The organism is Enterobacter sp. Lyrl_3 (genome assembly GCF_051948675.1).
Lineage (GTDB): Bacteria > Pseudomonadota > Gammaproteobacteria > Enterobacterales > Enterobacteriaceae > Enterobacter > Enterobacter cloacae.
Genome location: NZ_JAYJLI010000003.1, coordinates 443369 through 460595, shown reverse-complemented (window position 1 = coordinate 460595; position 17227 = coordinate 443369). Strand labels below are relative to the sequence as shown.

The window sequence follows — 17227 nt, the reverse complement described above, 5'->3', positions numbered from 1 at the left end:
CACTCGTCAACGCTCCTGGACGTCAGGAGGGATTAATGGCTAATGCATCATACCCGACAGGCGTTGAAAACCACGGCGGTTCACTCCGCATCTGGTTTCTGTATAAAGGTAAACGTGTCAGGGAAAACCTCGGTGTCCCTGACACTGCAAAGAATCGCAAGATAGCTGGTGAGCTGCGTTCTTCGGTTTGTTTTGCGATAAGAATGGGGAATTTTAACTATGCAGAAAAATTCCCAAACTCACCGAACCTTGCCCGGTTCGGTCAGGATAGAAAGGAAATTACTGTGCTGGAGCTTACCGAAAGATGGTCTGAGCTGAAGAGAATGGAGATCAGCTCTAATACCATGAGTAGGTACGAGTCCATCATAAAAAACATGCTTCCGCGTATCGGCGAAAATAAAATGGTTTCTGCGGTTACCACTGAGGATTTGCTGTATGTCAGGAAGGAGTTGCTGACGGGTTTCCATGTAATGAAGAAGGATCACCGGACACAGGTAAAAGGCCGGAAGTCGTCCACGGTGAACAATTACATGATGTTGATGGCCGAGATCTTCCAGTTTGGAGCTGATAATGGCTACGCAAAGGAGAACCCGTTTAGCGGAATTAACCGTCTCAGGAAGGCAAAAGACGAACCAGATCCACTCACGACAGACGAGTTTATCAGATTCATCCAGGCATGCGGCCACCAGCAGATGCGAAACCTCTGGACCGTTGCCGTTTATACCGGAATGAGACATGGGGAATTATGTGGTCTTGCATGGGAAGATATTGATCTCACCGCGGGCACCATTACGGTTAAGCGTAACCTGACCCAAACGTATGAGTTCACCCTGCCAAAAACCGAGGCAGGAACTGACAGGGTGATTTATCTCATACAACCAGCTATTGATGCCCTGAGGAATCAGGCCCAGTTGACACGCCTTGGCCGGCAGTTCGAGGTTGAAGTGAAGTTACGGGAGTATGGACAATCAGCCATTCAACCCTGCACTTTCGTTTTCAGCCCTCAATGCGTCAAACGTGGACCTCGCACAGGATATCACTACGCGGTTAATTCGATTAATAAAATTTGGGCCCCGATAATCAGGCGCGCCGGTATTCGGTACCGCAACGCGTATCAGTCACGACATACGTATGCGTGCTGGTCATTGTCAGCTGGTGCGAACCCAAACTTTATAGCAACTCAGATGGGGCATACAGATGCTCAGATGGTTTACAAGGTGTATGGAAAGTGGATGTCAGAGAAGAGTGCCGAACAGGTTTCTCTGCTCAACCAGGCGCTTTCAAACTTTGCCCCATCACTGCCCCAAAGCATGAAAGTAGCGCAGTAGATAACATTAAATTCAAGTGGTTAGCAGCACTATTGCTACATTTGTATAACACGGGGCACAAAATGCCCTCGACCATAAAGAGCGCTTATGTTGTGATCGGGGTTCAATAAATCACTAAACAAGGTATACTCCGGAGTTGTTTATTGTACTAAACGCTCCTGTGAGAGGATGCTACTGCGCACCTATGACTCGATTCGCTTCTCCTGTTCTGCATACGTTGCTGGATACCGACGCGTATAAACTGCACATGCAGCAAGCCGTTTTCCACCATTACTATGATGTTGATGTTGCGGCGGAATTCCGCTGCCGTGGCGACGACTTGCTCGGTATCTACGCAGATTCCATTCGTGAACAGGTCGATGCTATGCAGCATCTGACGTTGCAGGACGACGAATACCAGTGGCTTTCCGGCCTGCCTTTCTTTAAAGCAGACTATCTGAACTGGCTGCGCGACTTCCGTTATAAGCCAGAGCAGGTCACCGTCACGAATGATAACGGCAAGCTGGATATTCGCCTTGAAGGCCCATGGCGTGAAGTGATCATGTGGGAAGTTCCGCTGCTGGCCGTGATCAGCGAGCTGGCTCACCGCTACCGTTCGCCGGAAACCGGGGTAACTCAGGCACTGGCCGCGCTGGAAAACAAACTCGCGGGGTTTGCCACCCTGACGGATGGGCTGGATATGTCCCGCTTCCGTCTGATGGACTTTGGCACGCGTCGCCGTTTCTCCCGCGACGTTCAGCAGGCCATTGTTCAGCGTCTGCAGCAAGAGTCGTGGTTCGTGGGCACCAGTAATTACGATCTGGCACGTCGTCTGAACCTGACACCAATGGGTACCCAGGCACACGAATGGTTCCAGGCGCATCAGCAGATCAGCCCTGATCTGGCCAACAGCCAACGCGCCGCACTGGCCGCGTGGCTTGACGAGTATCCGAATCAACTCGGCATCGCCCTGACCGACTGCATCACGATGGATGCGTTCCTGCGTGATTTCGGCCCTGAGTTCGCTGAGCATTACCAGGGGTTACGTCATGACTCCGGGGATCCGGTTGAATGGGGTGAGAAGGCGATCGCGCATTACGAAAAACTCGGCATCGACCCGATGAGCAAGGTGCTGGTCTTCTCCGACAACCTCGATCTCGCGAAAGCGGTTGAACTCTATCGCCATTTCAGTACCCGAGTGAACCTGAGCTTCGGGATTGGCACCCGTTTAACCTGCGACATCCCTCAGGTAAAACCGCTGAATATCGTGATAAAACTGGTGGAATGTAACGGCAAGCCGGTAGCCAAGCTCTCCGATAGCCCGGGTAAAACCATCTGTCATGATAAAGCGTTTGTCCGCGCGTTACGCAAAGCTTTCGATCTCCCTCAGGTCAAAAAAGCCAGTTAAGCGCTTAAGGGAGCCAAATGGCTCCCTACTTCTTATTTATTTCTTAATTCTTCTCTTTTGACTGCGAAATTTACTTGTCTGATAGCGGATGGCAGGTAACATAGATATCCCCCCATTTGGGTGGACAAGTGTTTATTTTTTCCGACTATTAACAGAGAGAATATTATGAGCGTTGTGCCTGTAGCCGACGTACTCCAGGGCCGTGTCGCCGAAGACCTAGAAGTCACCGTGCGCGGATGGGTGCGTACCCGCCGAGATTCTAAAGCTGGCATCTCCTTCCTTGCCGTCTATGACGGTTCCTGCTTTGATCCTGTACAGGCCGTCATTAATAATTCTCTGCCCAATTACAATGATGACGTTCTGCACCTGACAACCGGTTGTTCCGTAATTGTTACCGGCGTGGTTGTCGCATCACCGGGTCAGGGTCAGAGTTTCGAAATTCAGGCCACTGCCGTTGAAGTGACCGGCTGGGTTGAAGATCCTGATACCTACCCGATGGCCGCAAAACGTCACAGCATCGAATATCTGCGTGAAGTGGCTCACCTGCGTCCACGCACCAACCTGATTGGTGCGGTGGCCCGTGTCCGCCACACGCTGGCGCAGGCACTGCATCGCTTCTTCGATGAGCAGGGTTATTTCTGGGTATCTACCCCGCTGATCACCGCCTCTGATACCGAAGGCGCTGGCGAGATGTTCCGCGTTTCTACGCTGGATCTGGAAAACCTGCCGCGCACGCCAGAAGGTAAAGTGGACTTTGACAAAGACTTCTTTGGTAAAGAAGCCTTCCTGACGGTATCCGGCCAGCTCAACGGCGAAACCTACGCCTGTGCGCTGTCTAAAATCTATACCTTCGGCCCAACCTTCCGTGCGGAAAACTCCAACACCAGCCGTCACCTGGCAGAATTCTGGATGCTGGAGCCTGAAGTGGCTTTCGCAGATCTGAACGATGTCGCTGGCCTGGCGGAAGCCATGCTCAAGTACGTCTTCAAAGCGGTACTGGAAGAACGTGCTGATGACATGAAATTCTTCGCTGAGCGTGTCGATAACGAAGCGATTGCACGTCTGGAGCGCTTTGTTTCCTCCGACTTTGCCCAGGTGGATTACACCGATGCGGTCGCTATTCTCGAGAAATGCGGTGAGAAGTTTGAGAACCCGGTTTATTGGGGCGTGGATCTCTCTTCCGAGCATGAGCGTTACCTGGCTGAGAAGCACTTCAAAGCACCGGTTGTTGTGAAAAACTACCCGAAAGACATTAAGGCGTTCTATATGCGCCTTAACGAAGACGGTAAAACCGTTGCCGCAATGGACGTACTGGCGCCGGGCATTGGTGAAATTATCGGTGGTTCCCAGCGTGAAGAGCGTCTGGATGTGCTGGATGCGCGCATGCAAGAGATGGGGCTCAATCCGGCGGATTACAGCTGGTATCGCGATCTGCGCCGTTACGGTACTGTGCCACACTCAGGCTTTGGTCTGGGCTTCGAACGTCTGATCGCCTACGTCACAGGTGTTCAGAACGTACGTGACGTTATTCCGTTCCCACGTACGCCGCGTAATGCCAGCTTCTAAGTAACCAAAATCATAATGGCCAGCATTTGCTGGCCATTATTTTATTCTGCTCTGTCAATTTTCGTCAGCGTAAAGTAAGCACCTTTCAACTTTGACCCCGTCACAACCACTAGTTGTTACGTTTTGTTTCCACGAAATATCTACGAACAAAAAATAAACCCTATTCTTATTGCGATTATTTAATCCTCAAGCAATAGCACAAATTTCAACCAAAATCACAGCCATCCAGAAGTCCTTTTTGGGTCATAAGAAAAAATGAGTCGTTGAAGGTGCGCGTATACGAATTGCCTTTATCTAAATTAATTATAAGGAATTCATATATATAGGAATCTGCCTGCCGTTTAATTCGCCAGGTCTTTCTGAAATTTGAGGTGGTTCACAAAGTTCCGAAAAATACACATTTAGTTACATATAATTTCTTTTTGTTACTCAATCTTGAAAACTGTAGCACTTTCAGGCTAGCGAAACGCTTCTATGAATGGAAAGATGCCTGACAGATACATAAAGACACCAAACTCTCATCAATAGTTCCGGAAATATTTATTGACGGAATTTATTGGCGGCAGTGGCGAGTGTCATAAAAAAACCAATGAGGGTAATAAATAATGATGAAGCGCAATATTCTGGCAGTGGTAGTCCCTGCCCTGCTGGTAGCCGGTGCAGCTAACGCTGCAGAAATCTATAACAAAGACGGCAACAAACTGGATCTGTACGGGAAAGCAGTTGGCCTGCATTACTTCTCTGATAATGACGGCAACGATGGCGACAAAACTTATGCTCGTCTGGGCTTCAAAGGCGAAACCAAAATCAACGACCAGCTGACCGGCTATGGGCAGTGGGAATATAACTTCCAGGGTAACAACTCTGAAGGCGCTGATGCTCAGTCAGGTAACAAAACCCGTCTGGCATTCGCAGGCCTGAAATTTGGTGACGCAGGTTCCTTCGACTACGGTCGTAACTATGGCCTGGTTTATGATGCAATCGGTATCACCGATATGCTGCCTGAGTTCGGTGGTGACACCGGCGTGAGCGATAACTTCTTCTCTGGTCGTACCGGTGGTCTGGCGACTTACCGTAACAGCGGCTTCTTCGGCCTGGTTGATGGTCTGAACTTTGGCGTTCAGTACCTGGGCAAAAATGAGCGTACCGATGCGTTGCGTTCCAACGGTGACGGCTGGGCAACCTCTCTGAGCTATGATTTCGATGGCTTCGGTATCGTCGGTGCTTACGGCGCGGCTGACCGCACCAATGCCCAGCAGAATCTGCAATGGGGTAAAGGCGATAAAGCTGAGCAGTGGGCAACCGGTCTGAAATATGACGCGAATAACATCTACCTGGCAGCACTGTACGGTGAGATGCGTAACGCGGCTCGTCTGGACAATGGTTTCGCTAACAAAACTCAGGACTTCTCTGTTGTAGCTCAGTATCAGTTCGACTTCGGTCTGCGTCCATCCATCGCTTACTACAAATCTAAAGCGAAAGACGTAGAAGGCATCGGTGACGAAGACTACATCAACTACATCGACATCGGCGCGACTTACTACTTCAACAAAAACATGTCCACCTATGTTGACTACCAGATCAACCAGCTGAAAGACGACAACAAGCTGGGCATCAACAACGATGATACCGTTGCTGTAGGTCTGGTTTACCAGTTCTAATCAGTACACCACTTTGTTATATGCTTAATGAACAGGGCTTCGGCCCTGTTTTTTTATGCCTGACAGAAAATAATGGCGACTTTTGAAAAGCCGCACGCTTTTCGTCGCAAACGGTTGGCATTTTGTAAATCTACCGTTAACCTGATAGCGGATTTCACTTCTGTAATCACAATGGAACTTCGTCATGTTTGAGAACATTACCGCCGCTCCTGCCGACCCTATTCTGGGCCTGGCCGATCTGTTTCGTGCCGACGACCGCCCTGGCAAAATCAACCTGGGTATTGGTGTATATAAAGATGAAACCGGCAAAACCCCGGTACTGACCAGCGTAAAAAAAGCTGAGCAGTATCTGCTGGAAAATGAAACCACCAAGAACTACCTCGGTATTGATGGTATCCCTGAGTTTGGTCGTTGCACGCAGGAGCTGCTGTTCGGTAAAGGTAGTACAATTGTGAGCGACAAACGCGCGCGCACAGCACAAACGCCTGGCGGTACCGGCGCACTGCGCGTGGCGGCGGATTTCCTTGCAAAAAATACCGCTGTTAAGCGCGTATGGGTAAGCAACCCAAGCTGGCCGAACCATAAGAGCGTCTTTAACTCTGCGGGTCTGGAAGTGCGCGAATATGCCTACTACGACGCCGCAAATCACGCTCTGGACTTCGACGGTCTACTGGCGAGCCTGAGTGAAGCCCAGGCGGGCGATGTGGTACTGTTCCACGGCTGCTGCCACAACCCAACCGGCATTGATCCGACGCTTGAACAGTGGGAACAACTGGCGAAACTGTCTGTTGAAAAAGGCTGGCTGCCGCTGTTTGACTTCGCTTACCAGGGCTTCGCCCGTGGTCTGGAAGAAGACGCTGAAGGTCTGCGCGCTTTCGCAGCCGTCCATCAGGAGCTGATTGTTGCTAGCTCCTACTCCAAGAACTTTGGCCTGTACAATGAGCGTGTTGGTGCCTGCACGCTGGTCGCAGCAAACGAAGAGACTGCCGATCGTGCGTTCAGCCAGATGAAATCAGTTATCCGCGCTAACTACTCTAACCCACCAGCACACGGTGCCTCTGTCGTTGCCACCATCCTGAGCAACGATGCGCTCCGCGCGATTTGGGAGCAAGAGCTCAACGATATGCGTCAGCGTATTCAGCGCATGCGCCTGCTGTTTGTGAACACCCTGGCAGAGAAAGGTGCAGACCGTGATTTCAGCTTTATTACTAAGCAGAACGGTATGTTCTCTTTCAGTGGCCTGACCAAAGAACAGGTTCTGCGTCTGCGTGAAGAGTTTGGCGTGTACGCCGTGGCCTCTGGCCGCGTGAACGTTGCAGGTATGACCCCTGACAACATGGCGCCACTGTGCGAAGCGATTGTCGCCGTACTGTAATGTAATTAGCGCCCACAAAAAAGCCTGCACTATGCAGGCTTTTTTTATTATCCGGATTTACCAGACAGGCATTTCATCCTGAAGGAAGGGGTTATGCACCCGCTCGTAGCCCAGCGTCGACATCGGGCCGTGTCCAGGGATAAACGTCACGTCATCACCCAGTGGCAATAACTTCTGTTTAATCGACTGGATCAGCTGTCCGTGGTCGCCACGCGGGAAATCGCTGCGTCCTACGCCACCTTTGAAGATCACATCGCCGGAAATCAGCAGACGGGACTGGTCATCAAAGAAGACAATATGGCCTGGCGTATGCCCAGGACAATGCAACACCTGTAAAGTCACATTCCCTACGTTCACACGCTCTCCTTCGTTTAACCAGCGATCGGGCGTCAATGGCTGACACTCATCGAGGCCAAACATGCGGCTTTGGGCTGGCAAACCCTGCAGCCAGAACTCATCTTCTTTTTCCGGACCGATCACCGGCACTCCATAGTGCTGTGCCAGCTCCGCCGCTGCGCCGACATGGTCAAGGTGACCATGCGTCAGTAAAATCTGCATCAGCGTCACACCGCTTTCTGCAACTTCCTGTTTGATCTTCTCAGCGTCACCGCCGGGATCGACAAGCGCGGCCAGTTTGGTTTGCTCACACCAGATCAATGAACAATTCTGGGAGAACGCCGTAACCGGAATAATACGATAGTTCATACTGCTCCTGTGTTTCGTTATTACCAGTGCCGAACTGGACCGGTATCAATATGCACAAAGTTACTACTTGGGTAATATCCTACACCACCTGCGCGCATAGATAACGCAGCTTTGCGAATATTGGCTAACGAAACGCCTTCAATATGGAAATCCATTGCCTGTCCCCTGGTGTGATAGCTTTTTTTCGCTACCCCACGGCTGCGGGCGCGCAATTCATTATTGGTATCAATGGAACGATAACCCGAAATGAGTTGCACCGGCTTGCTGGTACCCAGCAGGCCCTGAAGGCGGAACAACTGGTCAAATAATCCTGGGTCGATGGCTTTTACTTTATTCGCGCGGAAATCACGGAAAAAATGGTTAAGTCTTGCTAATTCATCCTGAATATAGCCTCTGCCATCGAAGAATTCCGCTTTTAGCGACTCACCAGTATGCAGATTGTTGAGCGTTAAAATACGCGGACGAGGTGTCGAGAGGGTGGCAAATGCTGGCGTCGGCAGGATGGCCGCTGCGCCGAGCGCAACGCCACCTAACGCCAGCAGTTTGCGGCGATTAGCGTCAAATTTGTCCATGATAATCAGGTCTACAGGTCAAAGAAATCGTAATATGCTTAGCGCACGAAGGGCACCTTAACTGGCAAAGCCGACGACGTCAAGGCACCCAACCCCAGCAAACACGCGGCTTCCAGCCATATCGCCACGTATTTGCCCTAACTTACGACAACCTATTTTCCCGAACTGCTTCATTTACCTGATTAATTGTTCAGCTTTTGGCAAAATTTGTGCGCCGGATCGCGCCGTGAGATCATAATTGTAAATATCTGTACGATACTGGGTACGTCCATCTTCACCAACAAACGCCGTCAGATAGTAAAGATTGACCGGTATATTGTGTCGAATGTTAACGTAACGGGTGTCCCCCTGCTTGAGGGCATCGGAAATCCGCGTGTCGTTCCAGCCCGCATCCTGCAACAGCATATTCGCCAGTTCCGATGCCTTATTCACACGAACGCAGCCTGAGCTGAGCGCGCGGGCATCTTTCTGGAACAGGTTATGGTTCGGCGTATCATGCAGATAGATAGCGTCCGAACTTGGCATGTTGAATTTATAGCGCCCCAGCGAGTTATGCGCACCCGGTGCCTGCTGGAAACGGAATGGCAGGTTCGACGGTGTAATTGTTGACCAGTCAACCATCCACGGATCGATCGTCTCTTTGCTGTTCCAGCCGCGGATCACCGTATAGTTATGACGCTCCAGATAGCCAGGATCGTTCCAGACCTTAGGCAGAATATCCTTGCGCGCCAGCGTCGGTGGCACGTTCCACGGCGGGTTTACCACCACGTTATTCAGGGCACTGCTCATCATCGGCGTTTTACGGTCAGGACGTCCGACAATCACACGCGACGCCAGCACTTCGCTACCGTTCTGATAATAAACCAGCGAATACGCTGGAATATTCACCATAATCCCGGTCGACAGTGTTCCCGGCAGCAGACGTAAACGCTGGATATTCAGCGCCAGCACCCCAGCACGCTGGGCAGGCGAGACGTTCAGCCAGTCGCGGGTGGATGGACCGATCACCCCGTCTGCGCCCAGCCCCTGCGCGGCCTGGAACTGCTTAACCGCCGCGACCAGTTCGCGATCGTAGGCGGCGGGTTTGTTGCTCTGTGCAACAGCCTTTTTCTCTTTTACCGGGGCCGACGGGCTGACGACCGCGCTTTGCGTATCGTCGCCGGGCAGCGCAATCTTAGGACCGCTTTCGAGAATGCCGGAGCGTTTCATAATTTCGCGGATCGCCGGGACATCGCTGCTCCACTGTCCCGGACGAAGCGTGGTTGTGCCACGCACCTGAGGCCACGGGCGGGAATCGGCAACCAGCTCAAGCAGCGACTGATGCATGGTGGCATACTGCGGATGGGCAGGCGCCAGGCTTGCGATAAAGCGCGGCAGGTCACCGTTGTCCAGCGCCAGTTGCCACTGGTTAATGACCGACAGCGCCGGCGTCGCCAGCTTGTACGGTTTTTGACTGTATAACCAGCGGTTGCCATTGACCGGAATGCCCGCCACGAACTGGAGGTAGCCCATCATGGCATCAGACAGCACCACGTCACGCGCCTGACCGGTAACGGCCGGATCGGTCAGAAGCTCAACCCAGGTGGTGAATTGCGGCTGAAAACCTGCAATGGCGACTTCCGCCAGCTGCTGCTGAAAAGCGCGCACGGCGTCCCGGTTTTCCCACATCGGCTTCATATCACGCGCGGCATAAAGCAGCGTAAGCTGGTTAATGTAGGCAGGCGTGTATCCTGCTGGAAGCCCGGTTAGAAGCTGCTGGCGGAGCGCGCCGGTGTCGATACCTTCGGGTAGCGGTCTGATACCCGCTAAAATGGCCGTCGCCGGAGATTGATCCAGCGGTTGTGACAGCGACGTCGGCTGCGCACCCATCGTCGCGGAACTGTCTGACGGTACAACTTCAGGCTCATCGGCCTGAGCGCTTAACAGTGGAGCAAACATCACCGCCAGACAAAAACTCAACGCTGACAGCTGATGACCACGATTTTTCTTTAGCAACATCCCTTGCCCCCTGTTTTCTCACGACATGCCCATCACACTGGGGCTTTTATTCATTATAGGAAGGCACAAACGCAGTTGCCTTACCTTATGTAAAGAAGTTTAAAGATAACGCAGCCGTAAGCATAAGTTAAGCGTAAAAAAAAGCGGCGCTAATGCGCCGCACTTTGTAACAACACGCTTCAGGAGGCGTCTGCTGTGCCCGGTAAGGACTCCGGCGGCTGCGGAGCAAAGCCACGCAGGCCTACAACATGAACGTGCTCGCTGTTCTGGAACACTTTACGCACCAGTTTATAGGTTGTGCCTTTTTCCGGACTAATATTTTCTGGTGCCGCAATAATGAGCTGCATATCCAGACGTTCGCAGAGCTCAAACAGCGTGGCGATAGAGCGGGCATCCAGACGCGCTGCCTCATCAAGGAACAGCAGACGGCATGGGGAAATATCTTTGCCGCGCAGACGACGCGCTTCATCTTCCCAGCTCTGCACCACCATCACCAGAATCGACATCCCGGTACCGATAGCTTCACCGGTCGACAGCGCCCCGGATTCCGCACGCAGCCAGCCATCTGAACCACGGTTAACCTCAACTTCCATCTCCAGGTAGTTACGGTAATCCAGCAGCTCTTCACCGATGGTTTGCGGCGTACGTTGCCCCATATCAATCTGCGGATTCAGACGCTGATACAGCTTCGCCAGCGCTTCGGAGAAGGTCAGACGGTTGCTGTTAAACAGATCCTGATGCTGTTCATGCTGCTCAGAGAGCACATCCAGCAGCGTAGAGTGCGCTTCACGGACGTTTACATTCAGACGTACGCTGTTCACCTGACCAAACGATACGCTCTGCAGACCCTGGTTCAGCTGGCGAATACGGTTCTGCTCGCGCTGAATGGTCTTGCGGATGATGTTCGCCACGCTACGGGAGCTGATAGCCAGCTTCTGTTCACGGGAGGTCAGCTCTTCCGTCAGGCGCCCCAGTTCAATTTCCATTTGTTCAATGGCTTCGACCGGATCGTCGGTACGGATGATGTCCTGACGAATACGCTCACGCAGATGCTGGTATACCGCCACGAAGAACTGAATTTTACGCTCAGGACGCTTCGGATCTTCAGACATACGCAGCACATCGCGCAGATGTTCGTTATCTGCCACCGCCAGACGCAGCGCACCCAACGCCTTATCCGACATCGATCGCAGTTCATCCGCAGAGAGGTACGCCAGTTCACGACGATGCAGACGGCGTTCAACATTATTATCTTTCACCATGCGCATCACCGCGCACCAGCCTGCCTTCGCAGATACCACCTGCTCGCGCATTTCGTGATAGTCGCGCTCCAGCTTGCGCAGGCGGCGGGTCAGGTTATCCATCTCCGCTTCACAGAAGGTCAGCGCTTTTTCCAGCTGATTACGACGCGCACGGTTATTGCTCAGCTGGGCATGCAGCTCATCACGACGAACACGCGCCCGCTCTTCTGCCCCGCTGTCGGCACGGACGCCGATGTCCTGCAGCTCTTTTTGCAGATCGTTTAACAGCTCTTTCTTGGTATCAAAGGAGCTTTTTAGCGAGGCCAGAACCTGGTTGTACTGGTTCAACTGGGCCGCGTGGCTACGCATCGCTTCACGGGCACGCGTACGTTCCGCTTCAGCCTGCTCAAGGCGCTGGCGTAATTTCTCGTTCAGATCGCTGTTACCGCTCAGCATTTCCGCCGAGTCAGAGTAGCCGAAGTGAGCGCGACGCTGCACCACTTCCGTCAGGGCAAACGCCTGCTGGCGTGCTTCACGCTGCACCTGCTGGGACCAGGCATAATCTTCTTTTAGCTGCTCAAACTGCTCTGGATCGCTCTGAAGCACCGAAACGACCGGCTCCAGCTTCGCCAGCTGATTACCGTGTTGCTGCACGAAGCGCGCAGCCTCCTGCGCTTCATCCAGACGTTCCTGGATTTCATCCACACGGTCAGCGAGCGTATCATCCGCCAGCAGATTCAGACGCGGCAGAATGCGGTTCAGGGCAGCAACGCCCTCTTTCGCCTGTTCAAACTGAACGCGGCTCTGCTGGTTGTCATTTTCATGGCTGGCAATTGCGCGCTCAAGCTCGCCACGGCGGGTGTTGAGCTTGCGAATTTCCGCTTCCGGGTCAGCCTCAAAGGCCACTCCCAGATGGCTACCGATAAAGCGGCTAAATGCCTGATGCAGGCGCTGGGTTTTCTGCACGTCAAACGACAGCGTCGCAAAACGTTCAGACAGCGTTTCACGCTCAGCGTGCAGGCTCTCAATACGGCTTTCACGCGCGGCGCGGCCAAACAGAGGAAGTTCCGGGAAGCGCGAGTAACGCCACTGACGGTCAGCGATTTTCACCACTACCGCTTTTTCCAGCTCGTCAACGCTGAACACGCTGTCATCGAACGATTGCGGATCCCCTTCGATCAGATAGAGATCTTCCGGGCAATCTTCCAGCCCTTCGAGCTGTTCGGCAATCTGAGACAGATCCGGCACCACAATCGCGTTACGCGACGGGCCATACAGCGCGGAGAAATACGGCGCATCGTCCAGACCCACGTCATCATAAATTTCTGACAGCAGTACGCCACCGAAACGCTCCGCCAGCGTATTCAGGCGGGCATCTTCCGCACCGCCCGGCTGGCTTAAGCGTTCAATCTCTTCGTCAACCTCGCGCTTGCGCGCGCCAACTTCATCACGCTCAACAATCGCCTCGCGCTCGCGCTCCAGCAGCTGTTGCAGATATTCGGTCACTTCCTGGCTGGATTCGAACGTTTCACCGCACTGTTCGCTGAGCTGGTTCAGGCTGCTTTGCGCCGCCAGCCAGACGGGTGCGCGTTGCAACAGCGTCTGCGAGCGGGACTGAAGCTGCTCCAGCTCCTGACGCAGCGTCATCCGCTGTTCGCTGGCGCTGGATACTGTATCGGAAAGGGCGGCGATACGGGCTTCAAGCTCCTGGTGCAGAGCCTCAAGATCGTCAATATCATAATGTTTACCCTGACGCTTACAGAACTCGGCCAGCAGACGCTCGGCCTCCTGCTGCTCGCGCAGACGCTGCTCCAGCTCGTTCAGACGCATACGCAGCGGTTGCACCTGCTCAGCCAGATGACGCTGGTTGACGCCGTCGCGCAGCAACTCGCGGGCTACGTCCCACGCTTCGTTTCGCGCCAGCGGGCCGTTAATCGCCACCACCAGCTGATAAGCTTGTTCAAACTGGCTGTGCGCGGTCTGCGCGACGCTCATTTTCTGTTCCAGAGAGAGCAGTTTTTCCGTGGCTTCCTGCTCTTTCGCCTGGAAGGTGTCCAGCCATTCATCGGCGCTGTCCGGCGTCAGGTCAGGCAGATGGCATAGCTCTTTCGCACGCTGCAATGCCTGCAGGGCCTGGTTGTACTGAATCGCTCGCGTCTGCTGCACGTCCAGCGCCTGCTGGTAATCGGCGAGCTGGCTTTTCAGTTCATCCACTTCCAGTTCGGCGGCTTCGGCACGCGCTTCGTTCTCTTCCTGCATGTCGGCAGCTTCGGCCACCACTTCGTTTTGCTCTTCGAGACGAATTTGCAGTTCATCGAGATCGGCTTCGTAGCGCTCGATTTTTTCCTGCTGACGCAGCGCGGTCTGAACCAGGTTCAGATGATCGCTGGCGGCCTGATAATCGGCTTCCAGATCGCCCTCAGCCCCGTTGTGTTCGCCCAGTTCACGGGCCATTTCAACGTGCTTATACTGCTCGGCCACCAGCTGTTTACGGGAGGTGAACAGCTCGCGGCGGTACTCTAATGCCTGATCGAGATGCACGCGGCGCTCGTTGGCGTGACGCATATAATCCGCCGCCACATAGTTGGTGGCTTCACTGATCAGGTGTTTAAACAGATCGCGGTCAGACTGGGTAACGCGAATCGCTTCCAGCGTCATGCGGTTTTCACGCAGCGCGGCTTCCATGTCCTGGAAGGCCTTACGCACTCCGCTGTTTTCCGGCAACAGGTAGTCGCGCAGGGAGCGGGTAATGGCGCTGGAGATCCCACCGTACAGGGAGGCTTCAATCAGACGGTAATATTTGCTGCGGTCGGATGCGGTACGCAGACGACGCGCCACCACCCCCAGATCGAACATCAGGGAGTGGTAATCGGTAATTGAGTTGAACTGCTTGAACTGCACGCCTTCGATAGCTTCGAGCTTGTCTTTCAGCTCCTGCAGCGTCAGTACGCGCGCCTGGCGCTCATTGAGCGTTTCCGTCAGCAGCGCCGTTGGCTGCATTGAGGTTGGCAGCCCCTGAATCGCGAACGGTTTGATATCCACTTTTCGATCGCGACCGGCGACCTGCTGCAGACGCACGCCCACCACCACTCGCTGGTGACGGGAGTTGATCACATCCAGCACCGAATAACAGACGCCAGCTTTGAGCTTACCGTGCAGGCCTTTATCGCGGGAGCCGCTTGTCGCGCCCGCTTCGGTGGTGTTACGGAAGTGCAGCAGCGTCAAATCAGGGATCAGCGCCGTCACAAAGGCCGCCATGGTGGTGGATTTACCCGCACCGTTACCGCCGGAGAGCGTTGTCACCAGCTCATCGAGATCAAAGGTTCGGGCAAAAAAGCCGTTCCAGTTAATCAGCGTTAGTGAGCGAAATTTACCGCGTTCAATCATTACTCTTCCTCCCCGCTATCCGGCTGATTGTCTTCAGGCTCGTCATTGAGCTGCAAATGGTTTTCCACCGGCATCGCCTCACCGTCGCGGATCATGCGAAGCTGCGCTTCACGCGCGTCGTCGCCCGCACGCACGTCGGCACCGAAGCGGAAAACAGATTCCGTAATGCGGAATTTGCTGCTGTCGTGGCCCATAAACCAGACCATCCCCAGACGACGCAGACGGTTCAGAGAAGAGCGAACTTTTTCCTGCAATTTCTGACGATCGAGATCCGACCCTGTTGAACGGTTGTTCACAAGCTTCAGTAGCTTGCTTTCGTCTGCCAGCGTCAACAGCTCATCGTAAAGCTCCTGCTGGGTGAAGATCCCTTCATTTGCCAGACGTTCCGGGCTGAGGTAGAGGTAGCACAGAATTTTGCCGACCATCATATCCAGCTCGGAAAGCACGGAGCGCGGAATAAGCGTGGTGGAACGCGGACGCAGGTAGAAGAAACCTTCCGGCGCGCGGATAAGCTCAACGTTATAGCGTGCGTAAAACTCTTCCAGATACTCCTGGAAGTCCATCAAAAAGGCGTGATTATCCAGCTCGTCGAGGCCAATATGACGACCGGCACGCAGCTGGCTGTCCAGCGCCGGAAATAACGGATTCGCCAGCGCCTGTGCCAGCTTTAATGGCATCACTTGTTCAATATTTGTCAATGACATGCGCCTGTACCTTGGCTCCGTAATCGTTAATCGGCTGCCACTTCGGCGGCAGTCCGGTGAAATCTGCTTGCGCGATACCCAGGCGAACCGCCTGGTCTACCACAATGCGGGCAACGTCGAAGTGGCGCGCGCGAGGATATTGCGCCAGATAGTCGCGCACCACGAGACCAAGATCCAGCGGTACCTGTCTGGTTTTGTAGACAGCGAGCTGTTCTTCGATCATGGCCGCAAGTTGCTCACGAATTTCGTTGAATTCTTCGTACTCCAGATCCGGTGGCAGCTCACCGGTTACCTCTTCATCACGCAGCGCCATCTCTTCGTCACGCATATCGAGCAGACGATCGGCATTGGCATAGGTTAGCGCCCACGGCGCATCGAAGTAGGTTTGAACAGACTGACGCAGACGCTGAGCAAAGACGCGGTTTTTATCCATATCGATAGCGGTACGGATAAATTTATGTACATGACGATCGTAACCGATCCACAGGTCAATCGATTGCTGGCCCCAGCTAATGATGCGATCGAGCTTGCTCTGCAAATCAAAGACCAGACGGTCGATAAAATGCAGATCGTCATGTGCCATGGTCGCATCTTGAATGCGCAGCAGGTTGGCCTGGAGCTTATCGCCTGCGGCTTCCAGCGTATCCTGCAGTTCACGCAGCGTGCCGGAAGTTTCCGACAGCAGCAGTTCACAGCTGGAGATGGCCGCACGCCAGTCTTTATTCAGCAGCTGCGCGATATCATCTTTCACCTGCTGCTGCTGTTCGTCCATCAGACGTTGGGTCAGATCGATACTGTCAAAAATCTCCGCTACCGAATATTTCAGCGGCGCGTAGACGTTGCGGTGCCAGTGGAATTCATCACCGTTTTCATCCGCGGCATCGGCTGCACGCTTGAGTTCACCCGCCACAATCGAGAGCTGCATGGAAAGACGCAGCGTGGAAAACTCACGCTGGCGGATGTAGTAATCGGTAATGCCGATGCCCAGTGGCGTCAGTCGATAAATGGCGTTACCTTCCGCCTGCTCGCTGGTAAAGCGGTTCAGCAGACGTTGACGCACCATATCGTTGATTGCGTTGTTGGCACGCACGCTAATGGTTTCGCTGGTTTGCTCAAACGCATCACTCACATGGCGGAACGCATCCACCAGTTCACCCTCGCTCATTTCGCCATCGAGCCGTTCGCCGTTCAACGTGGCAACCGCCAGCAGGAAAGAGAGTCTGTCTACCGGCAGCGAGATGGAGAAATCATTTTTCCTGGCCCAGGCAACCAGTTCGGGGACTGTCTGGGAAAATTCACTCAT

At 53.6% G+C, this 17227-nt stretch carries 11 protein-coding genes; 5 read left to right on the top strand and 6 right to left on the bottom strand.

Translation table 11 applies throughout. From position 1 onward, the window contains the following. Window positions 1–35 precede the first annotated feature (35 nt). The 5 genes from VF709_RS09850 (at window position 36) to VF709_RS09830 (ending at window position 7317) form a co-directional block, all read left to right on the top strand. Complete coding sequence (locus VF709_RS09850; RefSeq protein ID WP_045347153.1) at window positions 36–1328, top strand: tyrosine-type recombinase/integrase; 1293 nt, start codon at window positions 36–38, stop codon at window positions 1326–1328. A gap of 184 nt (window positions 1329–1512) precedes the next feature. Then, entirely contained in the window at window positions 1513–2715 is a 1203-nt protein-coding gene (gene pncB / locus VF709_RS09845) for a nicotinate phosphoribosyltransferase (protein ID WP_062729855.1), read from the top strand. A gap of 165 nt (window positions 2716–2880) precedes the next feature. Then, complete coding sequence (gene asnS, locus VF709_RS09840) at window positions 2881–4281, top strand: asparagine--tRNA ligase (RefSeq protein ID WP_029882977.1); 1401 nt, start codon at window positions 2881–2883, stop codon at window positions 4279–4281. A gap of 605 nt (window positions 4282–4886) precedes the next feature. Further along, on the top strand, window positions 4887–5942 hold the full coding sequence (gene ompF / locus VF709_RS09835) for a porin OmpF (RefSeq protein WP_020689704.1): 1056 nt from the start codon (window positions 4887–4889) through the stop codon (window positions 5940–5942). A gap of 184 nt (window positions 5943–6126) precedes the next feature. Continuing rightward, window positions 6127–7317, top strand: a complete 1191-nt coding sequence (locus tag VF709_RS09830) for an amino acid aminotransferase (protein WP_029882979.1) — start codon at window positions 6127–6129, stop codon at window positions 7315–7317. 57 nt (window positions 7318–7374) lie between these two features. Here VF709_RS09830 and VF709_RS09825 read toward each other — a convergent pair whose 3' ends face one another. From VF709_RS09825 to mukF, 6 genes are all read right to left on the bottom strand, one after another. Then, window positions 7375–8022: an MBL fold metallo-hydrolase gene (locus VF709_RS09825; protein WP_013097289.1), complete on the bottom strand. Its 648-nt coding sequence runs from the start codon at window positions 8020–8022 to the stop codon at window positions 7375–7377. A 20-nt stretch (window positions 8023–8042) separates the two neighbouring features. Beyond that, entirely contained in the window at window positions 8043–8594 is a 552-nt protein-coding gene (locus tag VF709_RS09820) for a YcbK family protein (protein WP_013097290.1), read from the bottom strand. Between the two features lie 174 nt (window positions 8595–8768). Further along, entirely contained in the window at window positions 8769–10592 is a 1824-nt protein-coding gene (gene ldtD, locus VF709_RS09815) for a L,D-transpeptidase (protein WP_149896595.1), read from the bottom strand. A gap of 179 nt (window positions 10593–10771) precedes the next feature. Beyond that, entirely contained in the window at window positions 10772–15220 is a 4449-nt protein-coding gene (gene mukB / locus VF709_RS09810; RefSeq protein ID WP_038419030.1) for a chromosome partition protein MukB, read from the bottom strand. Then, entirely contained in the window at window positions 15220–15924 is a 705-nt protein-coding gene (mukE, locus tag VF709_RS09805; protein WP_013097294.1) for a chromosome partition protein MukE, read from the bottom strand. Before mukE ends, mukB begins: the two co-directional genes overlap by 1 nt. Further along, window positions 15905–17227, bottom strand: coding sequence for a chromosome partition protein MukF (gene mukF / locus VF709_RS09800; protein ID WP_013097295.1), 1323 nt, complete (start codon window positions 17225–17227; stop codon window positions 15905–15907). Before mukF ends, mukE begins: the two co-directional genes overlap by 20 nt.